This is a genomic window from Pararhodobacter zhoushanensis (assembly GCF_003990445.1).
GTDB classification, from domain to species: domain Bacteria; phylum Pseudomonadota; class Alphaproteobacteria; order Rhodobacterales; family Rhodobacteraceae; genus Pararhodobacter; species Pararhodobacter zhoushanensis.
In genome coordinates this window covers 243,781-270,614 of the sequence record NZ_REEZ01000003.1, presented here as the reverse complement: position 1 = coordinate 270,614, position 26,834 = coordinate 243,781, and the positions used below count along the sequence as shown (strand labels likewise).

At 66.3% G+C, this 26,834-nt stretch carries 30 protein-coding genes and 1 pseudogene; 7 read left to right on the top strand and 24 right to left on the bottom strand.

Annotated features, from left to right (window positions below; translation table 11 throughout):
* Window positions 1-66: 66 nt before the first annotated feature.
* From EAE28_RS09450 to EAE28_RS09435, 4 genes are read right to left on the bottom strand one after another with little or no spacing between them, the layout of a single operon-like run.
* Complete coding sequence (locus EAE28_RS09450) at window positions 67-909, bottom strand: ATP-binding protein (RefSeq protein WP_127105602.1); 843 nt, start codon at window positions 907-909, stop codon at window positions 67-69.
* Window positions 906-1,793, bottom strand: coding sequence for a twin-arginine translocase subunit TatC (gene tatC / locus EAE28_RS09445; protein ID WP_127105601.1), 888 nt, complete (start codon window positions 1,791-1,793; stop codon window positions 906-908). Before tatC ends, EAE28_RS09450 begins: the two co-directional genes overlap by 4 nt.
* A 2-nt stretch (window positions 1,794-1,795) precedes the next feature.
* The gene (gene tatB, locus EAE28_RS09440) at window positions 1,796-2,407 is read right to left on the bottom strand and encodes a Sec-independent protein translocase protein TatB (RefSeq protein ID WP_127105600.1); all 612 of its coding nucleotides are present in this window, start codon (window positions 2,405-2,407) and stop codon (window positions 1,796-1,798) included.
* 31 nt (window positions 2,408-2,438) lie between these two features.
* Entirely contained in the window at window positions 2,439-2,669 is a 231-nt protein-coding gene (locus EAE28_RS09435) for a twin-arginine translocase TatA/TatE family subunit (protein ID WP_127105599.1), read from the bottom strand.
* A 128-nt stretch (window positions 2,670-2,797) separates the two neighbouring features.
* Here EAE28_RS09435 and EAE28_RS09430 point away from each other — a divergent pair, with 128 nt between their 5' ends.
* Together EAE28_RS09430 and EAE28_RS09425 are read left to right on the top strand one after the other, a co-directional pair.
* On the top strand, window positions 2,798-3,151 hold the full coding sequence (locus EAE28_RS09430) for a helix-turn-helix transcriptional regulator (RefSeq protein ID WP_127105598.1): 354 nt from the start codon (window positions 2,798-2,800) through the stop codon (window positions 3,149-3,151).
* Window positions 3,152-3,242: 91 nt separating this feature from the next.
* Window positions 3,243-3,611 carry a hypothetical protein gene (locus EAE28_RS09425; protein ID WP_127105597.1) on the top strand — a complete coding sequence of 123 codons (369 nt, stop codon included), beginning with the start codon at window positions 3,243-3,245 and terminating at the stop codon, window positions 3,609-3,611.
* An 88-nt stretch (window positions 3,612-3,699) separates the two neighbouring features.
* On the opposite strand, the gene EAE28_RS09420 is transcribed toward EAE28_RS09425, so the two are convergent.
* Entirely contained in the window at window positions 3,700-5,295 is a 1,596-nt protein-coding gene (locus tag EAE28_RS09420) for an acyl-CoA dehydrogenase family protein (RefSeq protein WP_127105596.1), read from the bottom strand.
* 163 nt (window positions 5,296-5,458) lie between these two features.
* On the opposite strand from EAE28_RS09420, the gene EAE28_RS09415 reads away from it, so the two are divergent.
* The 4 genes from EAE28_RS09415 to EAE28_RS09400 all read left to right on the top strand — a co-directional run bounded on the left by EAE28_RS09415 (window position 5,459) and on the right by EAE28_RS09400 (window position 9,584).
* A complete protein-coding gene (locus EAE28_RS09415; RefSeq protein ID WP_246022322.1) occupies window positions 5,459-5,755 on the top strand; it encodes an FtsB family cell division protein in 297 nt (98 codons plus the stop codon).
* Window positions 5,756-5,892: 137 nt separating this feature from the next.
* Complete coding sequence (gene pdhA / locus EAE28_RS09410) at window positions 5,893-6,882, top strand: pyruvate dehydrogenase (acetyl-transferring) E1 component subunit alpha (RefSeq protein WP_127105594.1); 990 nt, start codon at window positions 5,893-5,895, stop codon at window positions 6,880-6,882.
* A gap of 13 nt (window positions 6,883-6,895) precedes the next feature.
* Window positions 6,896-8,266, top strand: coding sequence for a pyruvate dehydrogenase complex E1 component subunit beta (locus tag EAE28_RS09405; RefSeq protein WP_127105593.1), 1,371 nt, complete (start codon window positions 6,896-6,898; stop codon window positions 8,264-8,266).
* 10 nt (window positions 8,267-8,276) lie between these two features.
* The gene (locus EAE28_RS09400) at window positions 8,277-9,584 is read left to right on the top strand and encodes a pyruvate dehydrogenase complex dihydrolipoamide acetyltransferase (RefSeq protein WP_127105592.1); all 1,308 of its coding nucleotides are present in this window, start codon (window positions 8,277-8,279) and stop codon (window positions 9,582-9,584) included.
* 163 nt (window positions 9,585-9,747) lie between these two features.
* Here EAE28_RS09400 and EAE28_RS09395 read toward each other — a convergent pair whose 3' ends face one another.
* From EAE28_RS09395 to EAE28_RS09305, 19 genes and pseudogenes are all read right to left on the bottom strand, one after another.
* Complete coding sequence (locus EAE28_RS09395; protein WP_127105591.1) at window positions 9,748-10,380, bottom strand: CDP-alcohol phosphatidyltransferase family protein; 633 nt, start codon at window positions 10,378-10,380, stop codon at window positions 9,748-9,750.
* 3 nt (window positions 10,381-10,383) lie between these two features.
* Window positions 10,384-11,328, bottom strand: a complete 945-nt coding sequence (locus tag EAE28_RS09390) for a phosphatidate cytidylyltransferase (RefSeq protein WP_246022321.1) — start codon at window positions 11,326-11,328, stop codon at window positions 10,384-10,386.
* A gap of 155 nt (window positions 11,329-11,483) precedes the next feature.
* Window positions 11,484-12,287, bottom strand: a complete 804-nt coding sequence (cysE, locus tag EAE28_RS09385; RefSeq protein ID WP_127105590.1) for a serine O-acetyltransferase — start codon at window positions 12,285-12,287, stop codon at window positions 11,484-11,486.
* Window positions 12,288-12,355: 68 nt separating this feature from the next.
* Complete coding sequence (locus EAE28_RS09380) at window positions 12,356-12,643, bottom strand: DUF7742 family protein (RefSeq protein WP_127105589.1); 288 nt, start codon at window positions 12,641-12,643, stop codon at window positions 12,356-12,358.
* A complete protein-coding gene (locus EAE28_RS09375) occupies window positions 12,643-16,581 on the bottom strand; it encodes a baseplate multidomain protein megatron (RefSeq protein WP_127105588.1) in 3,939 nt (1,312 codons plus the stop codon). The genes EAE28_RS09380 and EAE28_RS09375 overlap by 1 nt, the downstream gene beginning before the upstream one ends.
* Window positions 16,582-16,600: 19 nt before the next feature.
* The gene (locus EAE28_RS09370; protein WP_127105587.1) at window positions 16,601-17,032 is read right to left on the bottom strand and encodes an NlpC/P60 family protein; all 432 of its coding nucleotides are present in this window, start codon (window positions 17,030-17,032) and stop codon (window positions 16,601-16,603) included.
* The gene (locus EAE28_RS09365; RefSeq protein ID WP_127105586.1) at window positions 17,025-17,888 is read right to left on the bottom strand and encodes a DUF2163 domain-containing protein; all 864 of its coding nucleotides are present in this window, start codon (window positions 17,886-17,888) and stop codon (window positions 17,025-17,027) included. Before EAE28_RS09365 ends, EAE28_RS09370 begins: the two co-directional genes overlap by 8 nt.
* Window positions 17,885-18,517: a DUF2460 domain-containing protein gene (locus EAE28_RS09360; protein WP_127105585.1), complete on the bottom strand. Its 633-nt coding sequence runs from the start codon at window positions 18,515-18,517 to the stop codon at window positions 17,885-17,887. Before EAE28_RS09360 ends, EAE28_RS09365 begins: the two co-directional genes overlap by 4 nt.
* A 2-nt stretch (window positions 18,518-18,519) precedes the next feature.
* Window positions 18,520-19,122, bottom strand: a complete 603-nt coding sequence (locus tag EAE28_RS09355; RefSeq protein WP_342773090.1) for a phage tail tape measure protein — start codon at window positions 19,120-19,122, stop codon at window positions 18,520-18,522.
* Window positions 19,040-19,342, bottom strand: coding sequence for a phage tail assembly chaperone (locus EAE28_RS24395; RefSeq protein WP_425466770.1), 303 nt, complete (start codon window positions 19,340-19,342; stop codon window positions 19,040-19,042). Before EAE28_RS24395 ends, EAE28_RS09355 begins: the two co-directional genes overlap by 83 nt.
* Window positions 19,343-19,377: 35 nt before the next feature.
* A complete protein-coding gene (locus tag EAE28_RS09345; protein WP_127105583.1) occupies window positions 19,378-19,701 on the bottom strand; it encodes a gene transfer agent family protein in 324 nt (107 codons plus the stop codon).
* Window positions 19,702-19,790: 89 nt separating this feature from the next.
* Window positions 19,791-20,198: pseudogene (locus EAE28_RS09340) on the bottom strand (phage major tail protein, TP901-1 family); the annotation flags it as partial.
* A gap of 25 nt (window positions 20,199-20,223) precedes the next feature.
* Complete coding sequence (locus tag EAE28_RS09335) at window positions 20,224-20,631, bottom strand: DUF3168 domain-containing protein (RefSeq protein WP_127105581.1); 408 nt, start codon at window positions 20,629-20,631, stop codon at window positions 20,224-20,226.
* Window positions 20,628-20,963 (bottom strand): head-tail adaptor protein, encoded by a 336-nt coding sequence (locus EAE28_RS09330; protein ID WP_127105580.1) that lies wholly within the window; start codon window positions 20,961-20,963, stop codon window positions 20,628-20,630. Before EAE28_RS09330 ends, EAE28_RS09335 begins: the two co-directional genes overlap by 4 nt.
* Window positions 20,963-21,550 carry a head-tail connector protein gene (locus tag EAE28_RS09325; protein ID WP_127105579.1) on the bottom strand — a complete coding sequence of 196 codons (588 nt, stop codon included), beginning with the start codon at window positions 21,548-21,550 and terminating at the stop codon, window positions 20,963-20,965. Before EAE28_RS09325 ends, EAE28_RS09330 begins: the two co-directional genes overlap by 1 nt.
* A 175-nt stretch (window positions 21,551-21,725) precedes the next feature.
* Entirely contained in the window at window positions 21,726-22,937 is a 1,212-nt protein-coding gene (locus EAE28_RS09320; protein ID WP_127105578.1) for a phage major capsid protein, read from the bottom strand.
* 105 nt (window positions 22,938-23,042) lie between these two features.
* The gene (locus tag EAE28_RS09315) at window positions 23,043-23,579 is read right to left on the bottom strand and encodes an HK97 family phage prohead protease (RefSeq protein ID WP_127105577.1); all 537 of its coding nucleotides are present in this window, start codon (window positions 23,577-23,579) and stop codon (window positions 23,043-23,045) included.
* Window positions 23,580-23,588: 9 nt separating this feature from the next.
* Window positions 23,589-23,834, bottom strand: a complete 246-nt coding sequence (locus tag EAE28_RS09310; RefSeq protein ID WP_127105576.1) for a GTA head formation protein, RCAP_rcc01685 family — start codon at window positions 23,832-23,834, stop codon at window positions 23,589-23,591.
* Window positions 23,831-25,027, bottom strand: coding sequence for a phage portal protein (locus EAE28_RS09305; protein ID WP_127105575.1), 1,197 nt, complete (start codon window positions 25,025-25,027; stop codon window positions 23,831-23,833). Before EAE28_RS09305 ends, EAE28_RS09310 begins: the two co-directional genes overlap by 4 nt.
* A 545-nt stretch (window positions 25,028-25,572) precedes the next feature.
* Here EAE28_RS09305 and EAE28_RS09300 point away from each other — a divergent pair.
* Window positions 25,573-26,781 (top strand): amino acid ABC transporter substrate-binding protein, encoded by a 1,209-nt coding sequence (locus tag EAE28_RS09300; protein ID WP_127105574.1) that lies wholly within the window; start codon window positions 25,573-25,575, stop codon window positions 26,779-26,781.
* Window positions 26,782-26,834 lie beyond the last annotated feature (53 nt).

The window sequence follows — 26,834 nt, the reverse complement described above, 5'->3', positions numbered from 1 at the left end:
CGCACCCTACCCCGACAAGCGACGGCGGTTCCGACCGGTGTAGGGTGCGCTTCAGCGCACCGTGCGTCAGATCGCCTTGCCCATCCGCCCGGCCAGATCGCAGAAGAACTGCCAGGCGACGCGGCCCGAGCGCCCCCCGCGCGTGGCTTGCCATTCGATCGCCTCGGCGCGCAGCACCTCGGGGTCCACGGTCAGGCCATACTCGCCGACATAGCCGTCGATCATCGCCAGATAATCGTCCTGCGTGCAGGGATGAAAGCCCAGCCACAGCCCGAACCGGTCCGAAAGCGAGACCTTCTCCTCGACCGCTTCCGCAGGCGAAATCGCCGTCGAGCGCTCGTTCTCGATCATGTCGCGCGGCATCAGGTGGCGGCGGTTGGACGTCGCGTAGAGCAGCACGTTATCCGGCCGTCCCTCAAGCCCGCCATCCAGCACGGCTTTGAGCGATTTGTAATGCGTGTCGTCGTGGCTGAAGCTGAGGTCATCGCAAAACAGCACGAACCGCCGCTCGGGCGCGCCGCGCAGATGGTTCAGCAGGCGTCCGACCGAGGGCAGATCCTCGCGCTGGATCTCGACCAGCGTGCAGGGCAGGCCCTGCGCCAGCACCTCGGCATGGATCGCCTTGACCAGCGACGATTTCCCCATCCCGCGCGAGCCCCAGAGCAGCGCATTGTTGGCCCCATAACCGCGCGCGAACTGCAGGGTGTTCTCCAGCAGGATGTCGCGGACCCGGCCGATCCCCTTGAGCAGCGCCAGCGGCACGCGGTTCACGCGGGCGACGGGTTCCAGCCGGTCAGGCGCAGTGTGCCACACAAAGGCGTCGGCCCCGGAAAAATCCGGGGCGGGCGCAGGTGCGGGGCTGAGACGCTCGAGCGCCTCGGCGATACGGGTCAACAGCAGGTCGGTCATTCCAGATCTTCGGGGTCCAGGAGGCCTTCGGCCATCAGGTCAGCGTTGCGCTTCTTCTCGACGCGGGTGACCAGGATCACCGAAATCTCGTAGAGCATGTAGACCACGCAAAACAGCACGATCTGCGAAATCACATCCGGCGGCGTGGCCACGGCGGCCAGCGTCAGGATGCCGACGACCGCCCATTTGCGCCCGCGCCGCAGGGCGTCAGCCGAGATCAGCCCGGCTTTGCCCATCAACGTCAGCAGGACCGGAAGCTGGAAGCACAGGCCAAAGGCGATGATGAATTTGGTGGTCAGCGACAGGTATTCATTGACCGAGCCCTGAAACGCGATGCCCGCACGCTGGAGCGATTCAATCGCGCCTTGCGGATCGGCGATGGCGTCAGGGGCGGTCGTTACCGGCCCTGCCCCGTCCATACCGAATTGCTGGAAGCCCAGAAAGAACGTGTAGCCCATCGGCATGATCACGTAATAAGCGAAGGCGGCGCCCAGAAAGAACATCAGCGGCGAGGCGACAAGAAACGGCAAGAACGCATTCTTTTCCGTCTTGTAGAGGCCCGGCGCCACAAAGCGCCACAGCTGGAACGCGATCACCGGGAAGGCCAGCACGAAGCCGCCCAGCATGGCGATGTTGACGGCGACAAAGAAACCTTCCTGCAGCTGGATCAGCACGAGGTTACAGGCTTGCCCTTGCGATTCCAGCGCGTCACAGAGCGGCTGGGTCAGGAAGTTGAAGATCGGGTTCCAGACCATGAAGCACAGCAACATCGCGATCACGAAAGCGACCAGCGACTTGATGATCCGGTTGCGCAGCTCGGCCAGATGCTCGATCAGCGGGGCCGAGCTGTCGTCGATATCGTCAGGTGTGGTTGACTTGGCCATGCTCAGGACTCGGTCTTGCTCGAGGGTTCAGGCTCGCTCGAAGGTTCAGGGCGCGCCGGCGCAGCGGCAGCGGCTTCGGCGTCACGCTGCGCGCGCAGTTCGGCGGCTTTCAGACGCGCGGCCTCGGCCTTTTTGGCGCGCTTGATGCGTTCGGCCTCGGTGGCCGAGGCGGCTGCGTTGCGGGCGGCCAGATCGGCATCATGAGACTGCGCCTCGACCTCGTCAGCCGACGCTTCGTCAGGCTCGACATCGACGGGCTTGGCGACGGGTGCCACCTCGATCGGCGTCATGCCCGGCTTGGCGTTGGCCTTGGTCTGCGCGGCGGGTTTGCCCGTGCGGCCAATGTCACGGAACTCTTTTTCGATGTCATCGAACCCGGCGGCTTCCTTGATGCTCGCCCCTGAGGTCGTGCGCTTGAAGTCCTTGACCAGATCGTTAACGCCCGTCTCCTTGGCCGCAACGTCCATCGCGCGCTGAAACTCGCGCGCCATGCCTTTGGCCTTGCCGGTGATTTCGCCCAGCGTGTGGAACATCTTTGGCAGGTCTTTCGGACCCACCACGATCAGCGCCACAACGCCAACCACCAGCATTTCAGACCAGCCGATGTCCAACATAGACCCGCTCCTTGTTGCCGACCGTGAAGGGTCAGGCGTTGTCGCGGTTGGTGGGGGTCACGTCGCGGGCAGTATCAGCGCTCGCATCAGCGTCGCGCTGGTTTTCCAGCTCTTCGCTGCCGTCCTTGATGCCGCGCTTGAAGGCAGTGATGCCCTTGCCGACTTCGCCCATCAGGCCAGCGACTTTGCCGCGCCCGAACATGACCAGAACCACGACAGCGATGAGAAGCAGGCCGGGAAGGCCGATATTGGTCAGACCCATGCGTCACTCTCCTTGGGTTGATAGCAATTCGATGAGGCAGGTTTATTGCGCATTGGGGGCCGATCAAAGGGTCGAATGGGGTGGCGCTGCGGCTCTGCTGACAGTATTTTGTCAGTTGGGGGTGCGCGATGAACCGCGATCAGCGACTTTACGACCTGGTGCAGATCCTGCGCGACGGCAAGCTGCATACGGCGGATGAGCTGGGTCGGACCATGGGGGTCTCGACCCGCACGATCTGGCGCGACATGGCGATGATGGCGGCCACAGGTATCCCGGTCGAGGGTGAGCGGGGTCTGGGCTATATCCTGCGCACGCCGCTGGTACTGCCGCCGACCGCGCTGACGCAGGACGAGGCCGGGGTGCTGGGCGAGGCGCTGCGCGCCATTGCCGATGACCCGACGCATCCGCGCGCGCGGGCAGCGAAAACGCTGCTCTACAAGATCGCCACGCTGTTGCCGCAGGCCGGGCTGGGGGAACCGTGATGTCGCTTGCTCTTGAACCGGGGGCCGTGCAGCCCCTATCTGCGATCCCGTGCGGCACGGTGAGCGGCGCGGCAGTTTTGAGGTCTGAGACATGCGCAACGCAGCCCTGATTCTGGGCATCATCGGCGGCCTTCTGGCGATGATCGTCGGCTTCTTCAGCTATGGCTACACGGTGCTGACCGAGACCCATCAGGAAGTGAGCCAGTTCTTCGGCCAGGTTCACGATGTGCAGATGATCCGGCTGGCCAGTTTCCTTGGCCCCCTTCTGGCGATAGCGGGCGGGGCGATGGCGCGGGTGCGGGCACTTTGGGGCGGCGTGCTGATGCTGGTCGCGGCGGGGCTTTTTTATGTGGCCTTCGGGTTCGGCGTGTTCACCATGTTCCCGATCGGGTTCTGTCTGGTGGGTGGGCTGTTCGCCCTGGCGGCGGGTAAGCCCGACGAACCCAAGGCGCATTTCTGAAGGATAGGCGGTGGGGTGAAACCCCACCCTACGCCCCGGCGCACCGTAGGGTGGGGTTCCACCCCACCGGAACCGGGGACAGCCATCCTCACACCGCGTCGAGGATCGCCTCGGTATCCAGCGGTCCCACTGCCCCCGCCACCCGGCCCCGCGCATCCATCCGTACCGCCAGCCATTCGCCCGCCAGCGGGCTGTCGGCCAGCATCACCGCGCCGGTCAACAGCGCCGCCAGCGACTCGGCGAACCAGCGCGCCTGTGCCTCGGGCGGCAGACCGGGCCAGCGGTCGCGGTGCGCGCTCAAAGCCGCGTCAAAGCGCCCGTCCAGCCCCCGCGCCGCGTCCAGCCGCGCGTTCAGCTGCGCGCCCGCGTCGGGTTCGCGCGCCAGAGTGCGCAGGATGTCGAGGCAGATCACATTGCCCGACCCTTCCCAGATCGAGTTAAGCGGGGCCTCGCGGTAGAGCATCGGCAGCGGCGTGTCCTCGACGTAGCCCATGCCGCCAAGGCACTCCATACATTCATAAATCATCCCCGGCGCGGCCTTGTTTGAGGCAAATTTCGCCAGCGCCACGGCCAGCCGCGCATAGGGCCGGCGCGCCGGATCATCGAAGGCCTGCGCCACATCCAGCGCAAGCAGCAGCGCGCCTTCGGCCTCCAGCGCCAGATCGGCCAGCACCGCCTGCATCAGCGGCTGATCGACCAGCCGTTTCTGAAACACCGTCCGCCCGCGCGCCCAGTGCAGCGCCTCGCCTAAGGCCGAGCGCATCAGGCCAGCGGGGGCCATCGCGGTATCGAGCCGGGTGTGATGCACCATCTCGATGATCGTCTGCACCCCCCTGCCCGGCGCGCCCAGCCGCTGGGCATAGGTGCCGTCGTATTCGATTTCCGAGGACGCGTTGGCCTTGTTCCCCAGCTTGTCTTTCAGCCGCAGGATAGTGAACGGATTGCGCGTGCCGTCGGGCAGCCAGCGGGGGACCAGGAAGCACGTCAGCCCCTCGGGCAGTTGCGCCAGTGTCAGGAAGCCGTCGCACATCGGCGCCGAGCAGAACCATTTGTGACCGAAAAGGCGATGGCCCTCGCCGTCAGGTTCCGCCCTTGTTGAATTGGCCCGCACATCCGAGCCGCCCTGCTTTTCGGTCATCGCCATGCCCAGCGTCGCAGCGCCCTTGCGATCCACCGAGATCATCGCCGGGTCATAGGCCCGCGCGGTCAGCCGGGGTTGCCAAAGGGCGGCGAGGTCAGCGTCAGCGGCGAGCGCGGGAACGGCCGCGTAGGTCATGGTCATCGGGCAGCAGACGCCCGGTTCGATCTGACTGACCATGTAGTTGATCGCGGAATGCCTGAGGTGGCTGCCCGTCCCGTCCCAGGCGGTTGCCGCATAGCCGGCCTCAAGCCCCAGCGTCATCAACGTGTGATAGCCGGGATGGAAGTGGACCTCGTCAATGCGACGACCAGTGCGGTCAAAGGGGCGAAACTCGGGCAGCCGGGTCTGGGCATCGTGCGCCGCTTCGCGCATCTCGGGCGAACCCAAGGCCGCGCCCAACGCGGCCAGATCTGCATCCTCCCCCACGATCCGGCGCAGGCTGCGGTCGGCGGCCCAAGGGTCACGGAAACCAGGCGTCGGCTGGTTGAACACCTCATGCGTGCGCAGATCACTGCGCGGGGCGCTGGCGGGGGCGTCTGTCATGGCTGTCTCCCTTTGATCCGAACGGTGCCCCCGGCAGGTTGAGTCGGGCAAGCATAACCCCGCGTCGGCGTCGGCGTGCCGCCGGAGCGAACGGGGGATTCCTTTTGTCGCCGCGCTGTGGCACACTGCGCGAAAGGCCCGTTCAGAGGCCATGAGCAGCAGTATGAACCGCAAACGCCCCCGGTTTACCCCGGTTATCTTCTACGCCATCGCCGGAACCTTCGGCGTGTACCTGACCTTTGCCGCCGTGCAGGGGGAATACGGGTTGTTCCGCCGCATCCAGATCGACGCCGATGCCGCACAGTTGCGCGATGAACGGGACCGGCTTGCCGCCGATCTGGTGGTTCTCGAAAACAACACGCGCCGGTTGTCAGACCAGTATCTGGATCTCGACCTGCTGGACCAGCAAGCCCGCGATGTGCTGGGCTATGTGCGTGGCGACGAGATCGTCCTTCGCTGATCCGATTTTCATGTTAGGCTGGCCCTCTGCCGTGCCCTGCACGAGCGGGTGGGAATTCGCACTCGCTTTTTTGGAGGGTTTCGTGTAATAAATGGTTTAGTGTTAAACTATTCCCGACGCGACCAGGGGAGGCGCCGATGGCTGCGAGAAAAACGACCGAGAAATCAAACATCTCGGGGGAAGAACTGCTTAAGTATTACCGTGAAATGCTGCTGATCCGGCGATTCGAGGAAAAGGCCGGCCAGCTCTATGGCATGGGTCTGATTGGCGGTTTCTGCCACCTCTATATCGGCCAGGAAGCCGTCGTCGTCGGCCTTGAGGCTGCCGCGAAAGAGGGCGACAAACGCATCACCAGCTACCGTGACCACGGTCACATGCTGGTCGCGGGGATGGATCCCAAAGGTGTGATGTCAGAGCTGACCGGCCGGTCTGGAGGCTACTCCAAGGGCAAGGGCGGCTCGATGCACATGTTCTCGAAAGAGAAGCATTTCTACGGCGGCCATGGCATCGTCGGCGCGCAGGTGCCGCTGGGCACGGGCCTCGGCTTTGCCGACAAGTACAAGGGCAATGACAACGTCACCTTCGTCTATTTCGGCGACGGCGCTGCGAACCAGGGCCAGGTCTATGAGAGCTACAACATGGCCGAGCTGTGGAACCTCCCGGTCGTCTATGTGATCGAGAACAACCAATACGCCATGGGCACCTCGAACAAGCGCTCGACCAAATCCCCCAACCTGTGGGAACGCGGCGCGGCCTACGGCATCAAGGGCGAGTCGGTTGACGGCATGGACGTGCTGGCGGTCAAAGCCGCCGCTGAAAAAGCCGTTGCGGCCTGCCGTGCGGGCGATGGCCCCTATATCCTTGAAATGATGACCTATCGTTACCGCGGTCACTCGATGTCGGACCCGGCCAAATACCGGACCCGCGAGGAAGTCGAAAAAATGCGCAGCGAGCGTGACGCCATCGAGCGGGTGCGCGAGATGCTGATGACCGGCGGTCTGGCCTCGGACGAGGATCTGAAAGCCATCGACAAAGAGATCAAGGCCATCGTCAACGAAGCCGCTGAATTCTCGAAAGAAAGCCCCGAGCCGGACGTTTCCGAGCTTTGGACCGACATCTACGCCTGAGGGAGGACACTCAATGGCCATTCAGATTTTGATGCCCGCCCTCTCGCCGACGATGGAAGAGGGCACGCTGGCCAAATGGCTGGTAAAGGAAGGCGATACCATCACCTCGGGGATGATCATCGCTGAAATCGAGACCGACAAGGCGACGATGGAATTCGAAGCCGTCGACGAAGGCACGATGGGCAAGCTCCTGGTTGCCGAAGGCACCGAGGGCGTGAAGGTCAACGACCCGATCGCCGTGCTGCTGGAAGACGGTGACAGTGCCGATGCAGGGGTCGAGGCCGCTGCCCCCAAGGCCGAGGCCGCGCCCGCCGCTGCCCCCGCCACCGCCAAACCGGCCGAGGCTCCGGCCCCGGCTGCCCCTTCCGCGCCCGTCACGCCCGACTGGCCAGAAGGCACCAAGATGAAGTCGATGACCGTGCGCGAAGCCCTGCGTGAGGCCATGGCCGAAGAGATGCGCGGCAATGAAAACGTGTTTCTCATGGGCGAGGAAGTCGGCGAGTATCAGGGCGCTTACAAGATCAGCCAGGGTCTGCTGGACGAATTCGGTGCCAAGCGCGTCGTCGACACGCCGATCACCGAAGCCGGGTTCACCGGCCTTGCCGTCGGCGCGGCCTGGGGCGGTCTGAACCCGATTGTCGAGTTCATGACCTTCAACTTCGCCATGCAGGCCATCGACCACCTGATCAACTCGGCCGCCAAGACCAACTACATGTCCGGCGGCCAGATGCCCTGCCCCATCGTGTTCCGCGGCCCCAACGGCGCTGCGGCCCGCGTGGGTGCTCAGCACAGCCAGTGCTATGCGGCGTGGTACAGCCACATTCCGGGCCTGAAAGTGGTGATGCCCTACACCGCCGCTGACGCCAAGGGCCTCTTGAAGTCGGCGATCCGCGACGGCAACCCGGTGGTGTTCCTTGAGAACGAGATCCTCTATGGCCGCACCTTCGAGGTGCCGGATATGGATGATTTCACCATCCCGCTCGGCAAGGCCCGCATCGCCCGCGAGGGCAAGGATGTGACCATCGTCAGCTTCGGCATCGGCATGACCTACGCGCTGGAAGCGGCGGAAAAGTTGGCCGCTGACGGTATCGACGCCGAGGTCATCGACCTGCGCTCGATCCGCCCGATGGACACGGCGGCGATCCTGAACTCGGTGAAAAAGACCAACCGTCTGGTCACCGTGGAAGAGGGTTTCCCGCAAAGCTCGGTCGGCAACTTCATCACCTCGGTGGTGATGCAGGAAGCCTTCGACTATCTGGACGCGCCGGTGATCAACCTGTGCGGCAAGGATGTGCCGATGCCCTACGCCGCCAATCTTGAAAAGCTCGCGCTGATCACCACTGCCGAAGTGGTCGAAGCCGTGCACAAAGTCACCTACCGCTAAGGAGGCCGTCATGCCCGTGGAAATTCTGATGCCCGCGCTGTCGCCCACCATGGAGGAGGGCACGCTGGCGAAATGGCTGGTCAAAGAGGGCGACACCGTCACCTCTGGCATGGTCATCGCTGAAATCGAGACCGACAAGGCGACGATGGAGTTCGAGGCCGTTGACGAAGGCACGATCGGCAAGATCGTCATCGCCGAAGGGACCGAAGGCGTGAAGGTCAACAGCCTGATCGCCGTGCTGCTGGAAGAGGGCGAAAGCGCCTCGGACATCAGCGCGCCCAAGGCCGAGGCGGCTCCGGCCAGGTCTGAGGCCAAGCCAGAAGCCAAAGTCGAGACCAAGGCCGAAGCGGTGACCGCCGCCCCGGCAGCGCCCGTGGCCGACGGCAAACGCGTCTTTGCCACGCCGCTGGCGCGGCGCATCGCCAAGGACAAGGGCCTCGATCTGACGGCCGTGACGGGTTCCGGCCCGCATGGCCGCATCGTCAAGGCGGATGTCGAGGGCGCAACGGCCAGCCCGAAAGCCGCGCCTGCCGCTGAGGCGGCCCCGGCTGCTGCCGCCGCCCCGGCCAAAGCCGCGATGGCCACCGGCGCTTCGGCTGAAACGGTCATGAAGATGTTCGAGGGCCGCGCCTATGAAGAGGTCAAGCTCGACGGCATGCGCAAGACCGTTGCCGCCCGCCTGACCGAAGCCAAGCAGACCATCCCGCATTTCTACCTGCGCCGCTCGGTGCAGCTGGACGCGCTGATGGCCTTCCGCGCGCAGCTCAACGGCCAGTTGGAAAGCCGGGGCGTCAAGCTTTCGGTGAACGACTTCATCATCAAGGCCTGTGCCATGGCGCTGCAAAAAGTGCCCGATGCCAATGCGGTCTGGGCCAGCGACCGGATCCTGCGGCTCAAGCCGTCGGATGTGGCGGTGGCGGTGGCGGTCGATGGCGGGCTGTTCACGCCGGTGATCAAGGACTCGCATCTCAAATCGCTGTCGGCCCTCTCGGCCGAGATGAAAGACCTCGCCACCCGCGCCCGCAACCGCAAGCTCGCGCCGCATGAATACGTCGGCGGCAGCTTCGCGATCTCCAACCTTGGCATGTTCGGCATCGAGAATTTCGACGCCGTGATCAACCCGCCGCATGGCTCGATCCTGGCCGTGGGCGCGGGGCTGAAACAGCCGGTGGTCAAGGCGGATGGCACGATCGGTGTCGCGACGGTGATGTCGATGACCCTCTCGGTCGATCACCGGGTCATCGATGGTGCGCTGGGGGCCGAGTTCCTCACCGCGATCATCGAGAACCTCGAGAACCCGATGGCCATGCTGGCGTAACGCCCTCTTCTTGCACACGAAAAGCCCGGACGGCCCCGCGCCGCCCGGGCTTTTTTCTGCCTGTTGCATTTTCTGTCTGAAAGTATCCACGGGGGGATTTTCAAGGGGGGCGCGTGCGCTCCCCTTGAAGCAGGGGGTCCGGGGGGCGGCAGCCCCCCGGCACCTACCGTCCCGCAAGGTGCCCCAACACCCGCCGCGCCCGCAGACCCGCCGTCACCAGCGTGCCAAGCGCAATGACCGTCAGCGCGACGGTCAGCACGACCGCCGCCTGCGCCGTCCAGAAGGCCGCGACCACCGCGCCAAGGGTCAGCGCTGCCATCCGGTGCTGCTTGGCCATCGGGCCGCCGAAGTCGGGCGCGAACCCCTCAGCCCGGCCAAATTCGCGCAAATACGCCGTCGCGACCGCCAGCACCGCGCAGCCCAACCCCAGCGCCGGATGCCCGGCGGCCAGCCCCGCGCCCCACAGCAACAGGGTGTCGGCAACACGGTCAGGGGCCTCGTTCCAGAAGGCACCTTGCGGCGTTGCGCGCCCGCCCTCGACCGCAACCAGCCCATCGACCAGATTGCACACCAGCCGCCCCTGGATCATCAGCGCCGCCAGCAACAGCAGCGCCCCCTGCCCCCAAACCCCCGCCATCGGCGCGGCCCAGAAGGTGCCAAACCCGAGCGCCGCAAAGACCATCGAGACCTGTGAAATCCCGTTCGGCGTGGCACCCCATTCCGTCAACAGCCGGGCCAGACCTTGCATCGGTGCCAGCCGGCGGGCGGCAATCGGGCGGCGGTTGGGATCATCCATGGCTCAGGTCCAGTAATAGCGGGTGAGGTGAAAGAAGATCGGTGCCGAAAAGATCACGCTGTCCAGCCGGTCGAGGAACCCGCCGTGCCCGGCGATCACCGCGCCCCAGTCCTTGACCCCCTTGTCGCGCTTGATGGCTGACATCACCAGCCCGCCCAGCGTGCCCATCAACGTCACCACCAGCGCCATCAGCGCTGCCCCGGCGGGGGTGAAGGGCGTGAGCGGCCAGAGCGCAGTCGCCACCGCGACGGCGCTGGCCACCCCGCCGATCATGCCTTCCCAGGTTTTCGACGGGGACAGTTCGGGGGCCAGCTTGTACCGCCCTGCCAGCTTGCCCCAGATGTATTGCATCACATCCGACAGCTGCACGGTAAAGATCAGGCACGCGATGAGCTGGATATGCTGCGCCTCGCCACCGGGGATCGCCAGCGACAGGATCGCGGGCACATGGCTCAGGCCGTAGACGCAGACCATGAGACCCCATTGCGTCTCGGCCGCGCGGGCCATGAAACCGCTGCTTCCGCCCGCAAGGGCAGCAACAGCGGGCATCAGCAAGAAGGCATAGACCGGGATGAAAACGGTATAGAATCCGTACCAGTCGATATAGACCGCCCAGAATTGTACTGGCAGTACAATGGCATAGACCCCGGTGATCACCCAGACATCGGCGCGTCCGCAGGCCGTGACCTTGAGGAATTCGCGCAACGAAAGGGCGGCGAGGGCGGCGAACAGCAGCACGACGCCCGCGCGCCCGGCAAGGAAGGCAAGCGCCAGCAGCGCCACCATCACCCACCACGCAGCGATCCTTGCGTTGAGATTGGCGATGACCGCATGCCCTTGCGGGCGGCGGCGCTTGAGGATCTGGCCAATGAGCGTCGCCAGCGCAAGGAACGCGCCAACGCCGCCCAGCAGCCACAACAGGCCCGCGGGTATTGAGATCAGGGACAAAAGGGAGGCCTCCGGGCGAACGAGGTTACGGCAGGCACGAACTGTCGTCCGTGGTTGCAGCTGTGTCGCCCGGCACGACCGTCGGGTTCAAACGCGCCTCGCCTGGCCGCGCGGCGCGAAGCCGTGCGGATCGGGCGCGCCGGGAAACAAGGACGTCACTCGCGGAAGCGATGATCCATCGACAGCGCCGGCTGCGGGCAACCCGCTTCCCCGACGATTTTCGCCGGTATCCCGGCCACCGTTTTGCACGCGGGCACGTCGATCAGCACTACCGACCCCGCGGCGATGCGAGTATTGGCCCCGATATGGATGTTGCCCAACACCTTGGCCCCGGCACCGATCAGCACGCCGTCGCCGATCTTGGGGTGACGATCACCGTCGACCTTGCCCGTCCCGCCCAGCGTAACCGAATGCAGCATCGAGACGTTATCGCCTACCACCGCCGTCTCACCGATGACGATGGAATGCGCGTGGTCGATCATGATGCCCTTGCCGATTCGCGCCGCCGGATGGATATCCACGCCGAACATCTCGGAAATCCGCATTTGCACGAAAAGCGCCATGTCGCCGCGACCCGTAGTCCATAGCCAATGGCCAACGCGGTAGGCCTGAATTGCCTGATAGCCCTTGAAATACATCAGGGGCTGCAGGAATCGGTGGCAGGCCGGATCGCGCTCGTGCACCGCAACGATGTCAGCGCGCGCCGCTTCGCCCAGCCAGGGCGAGGTTTCATAGGCCTCTTCGGCGATCTCGCGCAGGATCTGCTCGCTGATCTCGGCCGAGGAAAGCTTGAGCGCGAAACGGAACGCCAGTGCCCGCTCCATCGTCGCGTGGTGCAGCAGATTGTTGTGCATCACGCCGCCCAGCAGCGGCTCGTCGCGCACAACCTGATTGGCTTCTTCACAGATGCGCTGCCAAACGGGGTCGAGCTGGCTCAGTCTGGGTTTGGTTTCGGGCATCGCGCTTCTCCGCAGCTTGTCTGCCCACAAAGATAAACGATCGGACCGGATTTTCCAGTGGCCCGAACTCAGCTTGTGCGGTTGCGCGCCACAAGGGCGTCGAGCACCAGTGAGAGGCAGGTCAGATAGTCCTGCGTGCCGGGGCTTTGCGGCTCGGCAAACGGATGCGCCAGAGCCGCTGCCAGCAGCGTGCCATTGCCATAAGCCGGATGGTTGCGCCCTGTGTCACGACGATGCTGCTCCGCCGTCTGAGCCCGCGCAAGTAACGCCGCCAAACCCGCCGCGCGCTGTGCCTCTGGCAAAGCCAGCAGCACCCGCGCGGCGGCGGCAAGATCGGTCAGCGTGACCGGCCGCATCAGCCCGCCACATCGACCGTCGCGTAAAGCCCCGGTCCGTAGCTGGCCGAGACCTGCGCAACCTCGACCACAAACGCCCCGCTCACCCCGTCGGCTGCTTGCTGCGCAGGGGTGTAGCTGTAAGACGGCGCGCTCAGCGTGACCGTGCGCACCACGTCCCCACCGGACCGGATACGCAGCTGATAGGTCTCGCTTTCCTCGCTCAGCGGTACCTCGGGCGCGTCCCAACCATCGCCCCCCTTGCGGGTCCGCCGGGTCCAGCGGATCGCCAGCGCGCCCCCGCCTGCGGGCCGCTCGGCCGTCAGGAAAGCGGGCGCATAGGGCCGCAACCCGTTGCCCGCAAAGGCCTGCGTGCTTTCGACATAGACCGGATCGTCATAGGCCAGCGCCGCCGGTCCCACCCGCCACCGCCGCGCCACGCCGCGTGCCGAGGAGGGCAGATCCACCTGTTGTGGCGCACCGTCGAGCAACACTACAACAGCGCCCGGAGCCCAGGTATCGGGCATCACTCGCTCGGTCCCGAACTGACCGCGCCACAGCCCCGTGAGCCGCCACACACCCGGCTCGATCAACGCGGCCTGCGCGAATTGGAACAGCTCCCAGTTTCCGCCGATGCCAATCGCCGCGATATTCGCACCATCAAGCCGTTCCGCCTCGCTGACCGAGGCCAGCACCGCCCCTTGGGCAAACGTGACGTCGACCCCGTGACCACGCTGCTCGACCATTGGTGCCGCGCGGTGCAAAGGCGTGCGTGTCTGCCCGACCGTCGCGCGCAGCCCCACCAGTGTGTTCAGCGAAAAACTGCCTGCCACAGGCGCGTCATATGCAGCGACGACGCCCGGCCACGGCGTGCCCGTGACGGCCAGATGCGGCGCGTGCTCGACCTCGTCGCCGCGCATCAGCGGCAGGTCCAGGAAGATCGGCAAGACCGGGACCGGGGGCAGATACGCCCCCGCGACCGGCAGGTCGTCGCTGGCATCGCGGTGGCGGTAAAGGCCCGGCTCGATGCGCACCGCCTCAAGCGCGCGCTCGCCGGTCAGCTCCATCCGGTCGATCCGGTAGTGCCGCGTGCTCTCACCCTGCCCCAGTGCCACGACGTCGCCAACGGCGAGTGACGACGACATCGGCAGGCCGAATTTCGCCACGTCCCGCGCGATGCGTGATTCTGTCAGCCAGCGCTTGACCGCCGTGCGGGCTTCGCCGCGCGTCAACGTCAGCGGCAATTCACTGTCGGCCACGCTGCCGGCCGGATCGTCGGGGTGAACAGCCTCGGCGGCGCGCGTCTCGAAGCCGCCCTCGGCCTCGATATACGTAAGCCGCAAGCGCCCGGCCGTGTCGGGAGCCGAGGCGCGCGACAGCTCCAGATCACCGCCCTCCCGCGCCACCAGATCGCCCGCGTCCAGCGCCACCGGCGCGCGCCCGGTCCGCATGCGGAACACCAGCACGCCGTCGCGCTCGACCGCTTCGAACCCGTGCGCCAGCATCAGCGGCTGCAACGCCGCGCGGCCTGTCGCGGTCGAGGGCACGGCATAGCCGCGCACCACGCCATAAAGCCGGCTGACGTCAAAGGCAGCAATCCCGGCGCGCTGGCAAATCTCGGCCACCAACGCGTCCAGCGGCTGCGACGCTGCGCGCCCGGTCAGCCAGTGCCCGCGCAGCCAGTTGTCGCCATCCGCCCATGTATCTGTCGCTGCCGGGAACTGTGGCCAGGGCCGCGCGTCCCAGGCCCAGGCGTGGCTGCGTGACCAGTCGAGCATCCGCCCAGCATAGACATCCGAAACCGGGTTATTGGCCGGATCGGTCCAATAGCCATGCATTGCGCGCAGATATTGCATCTGCATCAGGTCATCGCGCACGCCGGTAGAATAATACGGTGCCTGCGATTCCGAGGATTTCGGGTCGATGAATTTGTTGGGCTGGTTGGCCCCTTTGTCGATTGCCGCGCAGCCGTATTCGGTGAACCAGACGGGTTTCGAGCGCGGCTGCCAGTCGGTCGACTCTGCGGCCCGAACGCCGCCGATCCGCTCGGTGTGCGGGTTCTCCCACCACGCGCGCAGATCCTTGTAGCGCCAGATCCAAGGCTCGGCTTCGCCATCGGTGATCGGCGTGCGCTCTTGCGCGTCACGCTGGGGATTGTCGGAATAGTACCAGTCGTACCCCTCCCCACCCGATATATTGGCCTGAAGATAGTCGAGATTATAGAAGTCGCGCCAGCCCGCCTGCCAATCGGCATGCCCCTCACCCTCGCGCCAGTCAGCGAGCGGCATGTAGTTGTCGATGCCGATCACGTCGAGATCATCATCGGCCCAGAGCGCATCGAGGTGGAAGTAGCGGTTCCCCTCGCCTGCGTCATAGCCGAAATATTCCGACCAGTCGGCGGCATAGACCAGCTTGACCGACCCACCCAGCACCATGCGCACCTCGTGCAGCAGATCGACCATCTGCACCACGGCGGGGAAGCTGTCATCCGCACCCCGGATCTGCAACAGCGCCCGCATTTCCGACCCGATGCAGAACGCCTCGACCCCATCCGAGGCCGCACAGAGCGCCGCGTAATGCAGGATGAAGCGGCGGTAGGACCACTCGACCGGGCCGGAATAGCTGACCGACCCCGGCGACACGGTGAAATCCGACGCCTGCGCGGTGCCAAAGAACGCGGCGACCTCGGCTTCGGCCGCCGCCGAGCGATCGGTTGAACCGGTCTGACCCGGTGCCTTGTCCAGCGTAATGCGTCCGCGCCACGGCAAGACCGGCTGGTCCTCGGCCTCGGACCACGGATCGGGCAAACCGTTCCCGGTCAGTTGCTCCATCAGCAGGAAGGGGTAGAATACCACCGCCTGCCCCGCGTCGTTCAACGCTTCAATCGCCTGCAGGATCGACCGATCCGAGGGCGTGCCGCCATAGACCGGCTTATCAGCGACTTGCGGCACCAGCTCGGCATCATCCCGGCCCAACCCGGCCACTTGCCACGCATGGTCCTTGCCTATCCGGTTGTCGAACTCGATCTTGGGTTTGATCAGACACTCACTGCAGCGCAGATCATCCCCGAACCACGAGGCGATGAGCAGGCTCGACTGCGCCTTCGGCAACTCCGTTTGCAACGCCGTCAGCGAGGTCGGAAAATCCGCCGCACCCGAGGGGCTATGCGCATTGGCGTAACCCTGTGTATCCTGACCCGAAATCGAAAACTCGGGTGCGAAAAGCTCGGCCTCGGACGAGGCCAGCAGCACCTTCTCCGTCGCCAGCGCATATTCGCCCGCTCCCGGCAACCATGCCACGCCCTGCACCGCATCCTGCAAGGTGCTGACCCCCTCGGCCTGCGCGGCGCGGATCACCTCGAAACTGAGGTTCGGCAGCCGGTTGCCAAACGGCCCCAGATCCAGATCCTCGATCACCACATAGGCCGTGCCGCGATAGGCTGGTGCCGCGCCGTCGCCCTCGACCGCCTCGATTTTGGGATCGGGCGATTGGTCCATCGTGCCGGGGTAAACCCGCAGGTTCAGGTCGCTGCGCGCGATCTCGTCGCCGTAAGCCCAGATCCGGCCAATGCCGCCGATCTCGCCCTCGCAGAGCGCAATCGCCACGCTTACCACATAGCGCGACTGCTCGGTGACCTTCGGCCCAAGCCCACCCTTGGCGCGGCGCGAGCCGCCGGGGATTTCGTTGAAATCCGAGGCCCAGATGACATGCCCCGCCGTGCGCATCCGCCCCCAGATACGAGGGATCGGCACGCCTTCACCCGCGCCGGTAATGTGCAGCCGCTGAATGCGCGCCGTCTCGACCGAGCCCGAGCCCAGCCCCAGCAACCGTTGGTCGATCAGCCGCCCGACAGTCGCCCCAATCGCGCGCCCGATGACCAGCCCCGACAGGCCCAGCACCGCACCACCAAAATTCGCACCAATGGCCGCACCGGCGGCAGACAGAAGCAGAGTCGCCATACCGATGGCTCCTTTTCGATCACGTCATGTCAAAGCGCGCCACGATCCGGCGCGCCCAAGGGGGGCTCAGCGGGCTCTCGACAACCCCGTGGCCGCTGTAGGCGTGGACAAAGCGCGGCTGTGCACCGGCTTGCGTCAGGATGCCCAGATGCTTGGCGACAGAAGCCGCGCGCATGCGAAACAGCAGCACGTCGCCCGGCTGCAAGGGCTCGGACGCCGGGCGCAGGTGGTGTGCCAACGCGCGCCACAGGGCCTCGTCGCGCGCCGGTTCCGACCAGTCCGGGCCGTAGGGCGGGATCGCCACAGGTTCGGCCCCGTGCCGCGCCCGCCACACGCCACGCACCAGACCCAGACAGTCGCAGCCCGCGCCAAGTGTCGAGGCCTGATGGCAGTACGGCGTGCCAATCCAGCGCCGCGCCTCAGTCACCAACAAGCCCCGCGCGTCAGCCATTGGGCCGCTTGCCGCCGGTATTGGGGCCATCCGCGCGCGGCGTGGCCTGCAGCCAGTCGTCGCTGGGTACATGCGGGAAGCCCTGAAAATTCAGCGTATTGAGGAACTTGAAGCGGCAGGTCTGGAATCGCTTGTCGCACCCCGCCTCAACCCGCACCCGGTCGCCCGCCGCAGGTGCAAACCCCGGCACCGACCACAGATGCAGCCGCCGCAGCGTGCCGGCCCGCTCTTCGCGCCGCACCGGCACCGCCATGCCTGCGGCCGCGCCCGTCAGGAACCGCGCCTGCCCGTCGACGAACCAGTCGGCGGCGTAGTCGGGCAGCTCGGGCAGATCGAGCACCGCGCCGCCCTCATCGACGCCCAGCAGATCCACCTCGGCCACGAACCCCGGCTGATCCAGATCGAAGCCACAGTCCGCATCGCCCAGCACCGCCGGGCACAGCGCCCCAAACACCCGCCCGCCGCTTTGCGACAGCGGCTCGGTCAGCCCGCGCAGCTCGGCCTTGAACGCCCCGCCCGCCCGCGTGATCTCGCCCAGCGCGCCGCGAAACAGCACACGCCGCCAGGTGGGGTCAGTCCAGTCGACCTCCCAGATGGTCAGCTCGGCCCCGTCATAGCGCCCGGCAAGGATGTCATCCTCACGCAGCGCCGCGTCGCTCAGCGCGCCTGCGGCCTCGGTGTTGTCCACCGCCAGCCCGGTGCCCTGCATGATGGCGCTGGCGGTCATGCCGGTCCCGGCCCGAAACGCCATCCCGTCAAAGCTCAGATCGCGGTCATGGTCGGTAAAGCCCAGCACCGTGCCATCGGCGCGGCTCAGCGCCCAGGCGCGGGCGCGGGTGGTGATCACCTCGCTCATTGGCGCACCTCGATCACCGGCACCTTGGGCACCTCGCCCGCCTTGAAACTGGCGACCGAGACCTGCACCAGATCGGTATCAAACCGCACCGGCACGTCGAACTCGCAGCCGATGGTGATCTCGGCCCCTACACCCGGCGGCGAGGTGAAGGTGATCTGGCCGCTGGAGGTGTCGACCGACCACTCCACCGCCTCACCCACTTCGGTCCCGCCAATCGCCGCCCGCACCGTTCCGGCCACCGGCTTGGCAATCACACGGGCTGACGCCCACTCGCCCGAGCGATAGGTTTTCGACAGCTGGAACACGGTCGTCACCCCGTCGCCAAAGCCCAGCGACTGGTCCAGCGGCCCCACCGATTGCGAGGCGCGGCAGGTCTTGAAATCCGCCCAGTCTTTCCAGCGGAACCCGTGCAGCATGCCCTGACGCGCCTCGAAAAACGCGATCAGTTGTTCGACATCGTCGAGCGAACGCAGCCCCAGCCCCGCGTCATAGCGCCGCCGGGCCTGCGCCCAGGGGGTGTTTCGTTCCTCGAACCCGTTCGCCAGCGTGACGATCTCGGTCCGGCGCTCCGGCCCGCCCAGCGAGCCAAAGCTCAGCGTGGCGGGAAAGCGGATATCGTGAAATGCCATGGTCAGTAATTCCTTTGCCCTTGCGCCAGCAGGCGCTGCATCTGCGCGGCGATCTGGCTCTGGCTGCGCTGAAACCCGGCGACATCGGGCGTGTGGACGTTGATCACCACGCTGGTTGCCCGCCCGCCACCAGCCCCACGCACCCCCAGCCGCCCGTCAGCGCCGCGCGCCAGCGGCAGGATCGCTTCGGGTCCGGCCTCGCCCATCAGGCCGGTGCCGCCGCGCATCGGGAAACTCACCGGCGAGGACACCACGCCGCCCTGCGCGAAGGGCATCACCCGGCCCTGACTGAACGACGCGCCATTGGCAAAGGGCAGCACGCTGTTCATCAGCCCGCCAACCACCGACGACAGTGCCCCGCCCAGCGCGCCCTGCACCGGGCGCATCGCGGCGGAATAGAGCGCATCGCTGATCGACCGACCCAAGCCGCGCATCGCATCCGACAGACGCATGCCGTCAAAGATCACCCCGTCAAAAGCGCGGCGCACCCCGGTGCCCAGACTGCGCGACAGGCCCGCCATTTCACGGCTGGTGTCGCCCAGAGAGCGGCCCATGTCGGCCAGAGACGAATCGAGCGACCCCACCAGATCCGCCGTCGATCCCATCCGCGCTTCCAGCTCGGCCAGCTGCGCGTTCAACTCGTCCAGTGTTGCCATGTCCTGCCTCTTTTCCCTGCCCCGGACCGTCCGGGTAGCGCGCCAGCAGCGCGTCCAGCCGGGCGCGGGTGAACCCGCTGCCCGCAGCCTCGTCGCGGCCCAGCATGATCATCAGTTCCGCCGGGGTCAGCGCCCAGAACTCAATCGGACGCAGCCCCAGCCCGTGCATCCCGGCGCGCATCAGCCCCGGCCAGTCCAGCGCACTCACCCCGCCGCCCCCGGCGCGCTGAACGCGCGTGCCAAAAGCTGCCCGGCGACCCGCGACGCCTCGACCGGGCCACCCTCGATCTCGGCGCTCAGCAGGACCGAGGCCGCCACCGGCGTGCCGCCGCCATGCAAACCGGCCAGGATCAGCGCCATAACGTCGCGCGCCGAAAATCGCCCCGTTTCAAAGCGTTCGACCAGCGCCACCAGACTGTCCGCGCCCAGCGCCTGCTCGAGTTCGACCAGCGCGCCCAGCGTCAGCTTCAACCGGTGGCGCTGACCGTCCAGAACCAGCGCCACCTCGCCCGCCAGCGGATTGGCCATCAGACCGGCTCACCGCTGCCTTCGTCCGGCTCGGGCTGATCGCCGCCGTCGCCCTCGTAATCCTCGGGCGCCAAGGCCAGTTCGGTCGCCGACACGAACGACAGCGCGCCGGCCGAGGCCATCGACAACTCATAGGTCGCCTCGCCGTTGTAGCTGCCCGCATAGTCCAGACTGGTGATCTGGAACGGCCCTTCGACCGTGCCGAAATCGGGGATCACCACCTGAAACGCCGGGATCTCGCCGTTGAAGAACACCGCCCGCGCCCGCTCATCCGTGCCCTCATCCCGGAACACGCCCGACCCCGAGATCGACGCCGCCTTGACCCCGGCACCGGCCAGCAACTCGCGCCAGCCGCCTTCGCTGTCCAGACTGGTCACATCGACCGTCTCGGCGTTGAAGCTGATGCGCGTGGCGCGCAGCCCCGCGATGGTTTCGAACTGACCGGCCCCGGTCACGTCCAGTTTGATCAACAGATCCTTGCCGCTTTGCACAGCCATGCCCGCCACTCCTTATGTCTGAAACTTAACCCTCGACCCGCACGCGAAAGCGCAGATCGATCCGCCGCAACGCGGCCCCTTCGGCCCGGCGCGCCTGCGCCTGATGGAACCAGATCGCGACCACCCGACCGCTGCTCAGGCTCGGCTGGCTGCCCGGCAGGATCTCTCCGATCCGCGCCGCCGCCGTCTTCGAGGTCAAGAACCCCGCCGCATCGCTGACCACCTGCACCAGAACCCGGTGCTCGGCCCCCGGCCCACTCACGTCCGAGCGGTCGATGACGTCCTCTTCACCCAGCACCACATAGGTGCCCTGCGGGGTGGCCGGGGGCGGCGCGTCGAAGATGCCGCCAGGCACCAGACCCGCCAGTGTCGCATCGCCGCTCAGCAGGTCATAAAGCGCGACCTGTACGGCCGCCGCGTTCTGATAGCTCATGCCGGAACCTCCTCGCGCGCGTGGCACACCAGATAGGCCCCGCTCGGATCGGCCTCGCTGACCGCCAGAATGGTGAAGATCCGCCCGCCTTCGCGCAGGCGTTGATCCGGTCGCGGGCGCTGCGGGCTGCCCTGAGGGGCGGCGCGCAGATAGACGCGATACAGCATCCGCCCTTCGGGCGCGATCAGCCCGCGCCGCTCAGACCCCGACCCCGCGCGCAACTCGGCCCACAGCGTGCCCAGCGCCGTCCAGCTGGTGGTGAACCCGCCCGCGCCATCGGGCGTTGTGCCGGGTTCCTCCAGCACCATCGGGCGCGTCAGTGCATAAGCCATCAGCGATGCCCCCCTGCCGTCACCCGAACGGGCATCCAGCGCGCCACCAGAGCCGCCACCGGTCCCGAGCCCAGTTCACCCCCCGTGCGCCCCTCATAAAACTGCGCCGCCAGCAGCATCACCGCCTGTTGCAGATCGTCCGGCACCGCGTCCCAGCTCGCCCCGAACCCGGCGGTGAAGTCGACCTCGACCCGGCCGTTTGTCGGCACCCCCGGCAACACCGCACCCGTCGCCAGCAGCTGCGGGCGGTGACGGTCCACCACCAGACGCCACCGCGCCGGATCGACCACCGCGGGCACGCCGTCGCCGCCAATCATCGTCACCGCTGCCACCGCCGTCACCGGCGCCACCGGCAGCGCCTGCGCATCCGCCCAGCGCCAACAGGGCAGGATCAGCCGGAAATCGCGGCTCATCAGAGCCTTGCCGATCCGCGCCTCAACCGCCGCAATCGCTGCCCGCAGGTATTGCACCAGCAGCGGGTCTCCTGTCGCCTCGTCAGCAAAGCCCGCGCCCAACCGCAGATGCGCGCGAAAGTCAGCGACCGGCAGGTCGCCGTCGTCCACAACGCTGGTTTCGATCAGATCCATGCTGGCCTCCTTGACCCGTTCAACGCGCTGACCGGCGCAGACACGCTCCCGCACCGCTCGCACGGAGGGGAGCAGCCGGACGGTGCGGGACGATGGGTCCAACCGGACCTTCCCGCGCGCGCCTGCGCCGCCATCGAACCGGCCCCGACGGGACCGGCCCAATCTCACTCCACGCTTACGACGCGGCGAATTTCAGCAGTTTGATAGCGCTGAAATCGGTCACATCACCGCCCACGCGCTTGGTCGCGTAGAACAGCACATGCGGCTTGGCGCTGAACGGATCGCGCAGCACGCGCAGATCGGGGCGTTCGGCCACGGTATAGCCCGCGCGGAAGTCACCAAAGGCGACGGCATGGGCGTTGGCGGCGATGTCGGGCATGTCCTCGGCGATCAGCACCGGATAGCCCATCAGGCGCGCAGGCTCACCGGCAGCCAGACCGTCCGACCACAGGAAGCGGCCATCGGCGTCCTTCATCTTGCGCACGGCACCGGCGGTCTTCGAGTTCATCACGAAGGCCGCATTGGCGCGGTAGCCCGCCTCCAGCGCATAGACCAGATCGACGATGGCATCCGCCGGGTTGGTGGCGTCGAAATCGCCCGCAGCGCCGGTGGCGACATAGCCCAGTTCGCCCCAGACTTCGGTGCCATTGGCCACGATGTCATGGTCCAGGAACCCGCGCGGCTGATCGGTGCCGGTGCCGCTGATGAAGGCCGCCGCTTCGGCGCGGGCGAATTTCATCGCGATGCGCTCGGCCAGCCAGCCCTCGACGTCAAACGCGCTGTCTTCCAGCAGCCGCTGCGAGGCCTTCGGCATCGCCGACAGTTCGTGCAGCTTGATCGAGATGCGGTCGATGGCCGCGCTGCCCGTCTCGGTGATCGACGACGATTCCGTCTCCCAGCCCGAACCGACATCGCCGTGATCGACCAGCACATCGAACGAGCCCGCCTCGACCTGCACCACGCTGGCAATCGCGCGGATCGACGCCGAGGCATCGAGAACCGCGTGAATACGGTCCGAGGTCTGCGGATCGACCAGATAGCCGCCTTCCGAATTGACGGCGGTATTCAGCCCCTTGCCCTCAAGCACAAGGCCGCGCAGGCCGTCGTCGTCGCCCTGACGCAGATAGGCGTCGAACGCCTTGAGGTGCAGGCCTTCGCCCGCGTCAGCCTGTGCCAGCACGGGGCGGGCGGTTTTGGTGGTGAATTTACGATCCAGCATGGTCAGTCGCTCGTCCTGTTCTTTCAGAGTGCCCATCATATCAGCGCGGAAGGTTTTGATTTCCGTCACGAAACCCTCCAGCGCCTTCGTCACTTGCGTCGCCTCGCCAATGGGCTGCCGCGTCGCGCTTTTCTCCTGGCTCACAGGGCCGGGAAACTCGCTGCTCATCGCATCCATCCTTTCATGGTTGCCACTGCGCGGGTTCCCTCGGGCAACCCGCCCCCACCGCGCTCCCCGAAGGGGGCACGTGTCTCACCTAAAATCGGAAACGCCTCAGCGACTGAGCGCCTCACGCGCCGCCTCAAGCGCCCGCGCCAGCTCACCCATAAAACCGGCGTCGGACTTGGCCGAAACCCGCGCGTCGGGCAGCATCGGAAAGGTCACCAGCGACACTTCCCACAGCTCCAGCTCGATCAACTTGCGCCCACCGTCGGGCAGCTTTTCCGCCCGGATCGTGCGGTAGCCAATGCTCAGCCCATCAACCGCCCCCGCCGCCATCAGCGCCGCCGCCTCGCGGCCCTTCTCGACTTCGTTCAGCAGGCGGCCCTTGACGCGCAGTCCGTGCGCATCCTCGACCACCTCGTCCCAGACACCAATCGGCTGGCCCTGATCGTGCTGCCACAGCATGCGCACCCGGCCCGAGGCCGCCTTGATCCGCGCCAGCGACGCGGCATAGGCACCGGGCATGACCACATCACCGCCCCGGTCGCGCACCCCAAAGACCGAGGCATAGCCCGCAATCACCGACCCGTCCGTCAGCGCCAACCCGGCGCCGCCCGGCTGATGAAACTTCGTCTCAAGACCGTGCATCCTGCCTCCTCACATCTGCGTTGCCAGAAAGGCCACCGCGCCATGCACCAACACGCCCGAGGCCACGCCGTACACCGCCAGCCACAGCCGCTTCTCAAGCCGCAGCAGCTCGTCCTCGATGCGACCCAGCCGGTACTCCAGCCCCGCGCGGCGCTCGTCCTCGACGCGCTCCTGCGCATCGATCCGCGCCTGTGCCAGATCGAAACTGTCGTACAGAAACCGCGATCCACCGACTGCCTTGCGCTGCGCGTTCATGCGCCGTCAGCCACAGGGGGCAGCCCCAGCATCGCGCGCTTTTCGGCATCGCTCAGAAAGCCTGCACCCAGCACCCGCTGCCATTGCTGATCCCGCTCGACCGCCAGCGCGGGCACCTGATCCAGATCGGGTTTCAGCGCCAGATCGACCCCGGCAAAACCGGACAGCCAATGCGACAGCGACTCGGCCACCTTGCCCGCCAGCGGCAGCACCGTCAGGCGAAAGAACGCCCGGTTCGCCTCGGCGTAATTGGCATAGGTCGCATCGCCGGGGATGCCCAGCAGCATGGGCGGCACACCAAACGCCAAGGCGATCTCGCGTGCGGCGGCTTCCTTGGTCTTGTGAAATTCCATGTCCGAGGGGCTGAAGCCCATCGGTTTCCAGTCCAGCCCGCCCTCCAGCAGCATCGGCCGCCCGGCGTTGCGCGCACCCTGATGGTGGGTCTCCATCTCGCTCTGCAACCGTTCGAACTGCTCGTTCGACATCGTGCCCACGCCATCGTCGCCCTTGAAGATGATCGCCCCCGAGGGCCTCGCGGCATTGTCCAAAAGCGCCTTGGACCAGCGGCTTGCGCTGTTATGGACATCCAGCGCCGAAGCTGCGGCCTCAATGGGCGACAACCCATAGTGATCGTCCAACGGATGATAGGCCCGCACATGACAGATCGGTGCCGCGCCCTCTCCCATGTGGAAACGGTGTTTGCGCCCGCTCACTGCGTAGTCATACGCCGCCGGCCAGCCGTCCGCGCCCGGCACCACGCTCATCCGGTCCGAGCGCAGCACATGCAGCTCACCCGGCACGCCCCCCTCCGCTGCGGCCACCGCCTCCACATAGGCGTTGCCCGACAACAGCAACTGCGCATAGATCGCCTCAAGGAACTCGGCCCGCCCCTGCGCCGGGTTCGGACGGCGCAGCAGCGCCAACAGCGGGTGCTGCTCGTAGCGGCGCTCGCAATCTTGCAAAACCAGCGGCAGCGCCGCCGCCGCTTCCGAGATCAGCCGCACCACGCGAAACCCCACCGGGTTGCCCTGAAACCCGGCACGGGTCAGCGACACCGTATCGCGGGCGGTCCAGCGCGGCTGGGTCGTTCCCTGCATCGCCGCCATGCGGCCCACACCCCCAGCCGTCAGCGGGCCAACGGCCGAGGCCTTGGCCTCGGGTGCTCCCGACGGCTTGCGAAAAAGATCGAACATGCACCTGCCTCCCTGTCACGCTGCCCCGGAAACGGCCCGGTGCCTCGGCTTGGTGAGGGGTTATCGACCCTATTTCTTGAAGAAGCGCAGAGCCTGCGTTCGGTGCCCGCCGAACATGCAACACCCGCTCCGCCATGCGTTTTGCAAGCGCCAAGCCCCAAACAATGTATACATTCCCCGGATTCGCGCAGCGCAGCATAATCGACACGCTTGATTTCTCACAAATATGCACCCGCAGCAGAGCATTTTTCTGCAAATGCGAGGCAAGCAGCCCGCATTCCAAACCCTTGCGCTCACTGCATACCGACCCGCTAACCCAGCGAAAACTTTCGCAAAAAGGGGTTGAAATGCCGTTTGAAGGGTGCATTCTGTATACACGAGCGGATGACGGGAGCGTCCGCCACGCGTCGCTGTCGAGAGGGATCGCAAGGCTCTGGTCGTTGTCCTGAGGAGGGGATGGCCCAAAGCCCGGCGATCACGGCTCTCTCGCTATCGCGCGCTAAAACCGGGCGGCCCAGCCGCCTCAAACGATAGGGGGAGATTCCATGTTTCGCAGAACTCTGATGACCACGGCTGCCGTGGCCGCGCTGGCGGTTGCCACGCTGTCAAGCGCCTCGGCGCAATCGTTGATCCGTCTGGGGGCCGCTGCCCCCATGACCGGCCCGCTCGCCGGGGGCGCAACCGTGACGCACTGGCCGGCCGTTCGCCTGTGGGTGAGCGAAGTCAACGCGCGCGGAGGGTTGCAGCTGGCCGATGGCCCGGCGACCATCGAGCTGATCGAATATGACGACCAGACCAACCCGCAACAGGCGATCATGGCCGCCCAGCGCCTTGCCACGCAGGATCAGGTCGACTTCATGGTCGCGCCCTATTCCACCGGCATGAACCTTGCCGCAGCGCCTGTCTTTGCCCAGCTCGGTTATCCGATGATCACCGGCACCGCCGTGACCGACCAACAGCCGGAACTGGCCCAGCAATTCCCCAACATGTTCTTCGTGCTCGGCCGCACTTCGGTCATGGCCGAAGACACCGCCCATGTGCTCGTTGACCTGCGTGAGCGCGGCGAGATCGGCAACCGCGTGGCGCTGGTCAACGTCGCCGATGCTTTCGGCATCGAAATGGCCGGCATCTCGCGCAGCGTGCTGGAATCCAACGGGTTCGAGATCGTCTACGAATCCTCGTACCCGCTGGGCACGCAGGATCTGGCCCCGGTGATCGACGGTGCCAAAGCCTCGAACCCTGACGCGTTCATCGCGTGGTCCTATCCCGGCGACACCTTCGCGCTGACCGATCAGGCCATCGTGCAGAACTTCGCCCCGCACGTGTTCTTCACCGCCGTCGCCACCGCTTTCCCGGCCTATGAAGCCCGCTTCGGCGCTGCCGCCGAAGGCGTCCTGGGCATGGGGGGCGTCAATGCCGATGATCCCGCGTTTCAGGCTTTCGCCACGGCCCACACCGAGCTGAACGGTCAGGGACCGGACTTCTGGGCCTCTGCCGCCACCTACGCCACGCTGGAAATCCTTGGTCAGGCGATCGAGGCTGTCGGCGCCCCTGACCGCGCCGCAGTCCTCACCTACCTGCAGGACCGCTCGCATTCCTATGAGACCGTCCTCGGTCCGGTATCGTTCAACGAGAACAACGATAACGAGGCCTACTGGACCGTCGGCCAATGGCAAGACGGCGTGTTCCGCGGCGTCGCGGCGCGTGGCCGCGAGGGTGCTGTGCCGGTTCAAGTCTTCGACGGCTGGGAATAACCCAACCGCGGCGGCGCATCCCTTGCGCCGCCGCCCCATTTTCCAGACGGCGG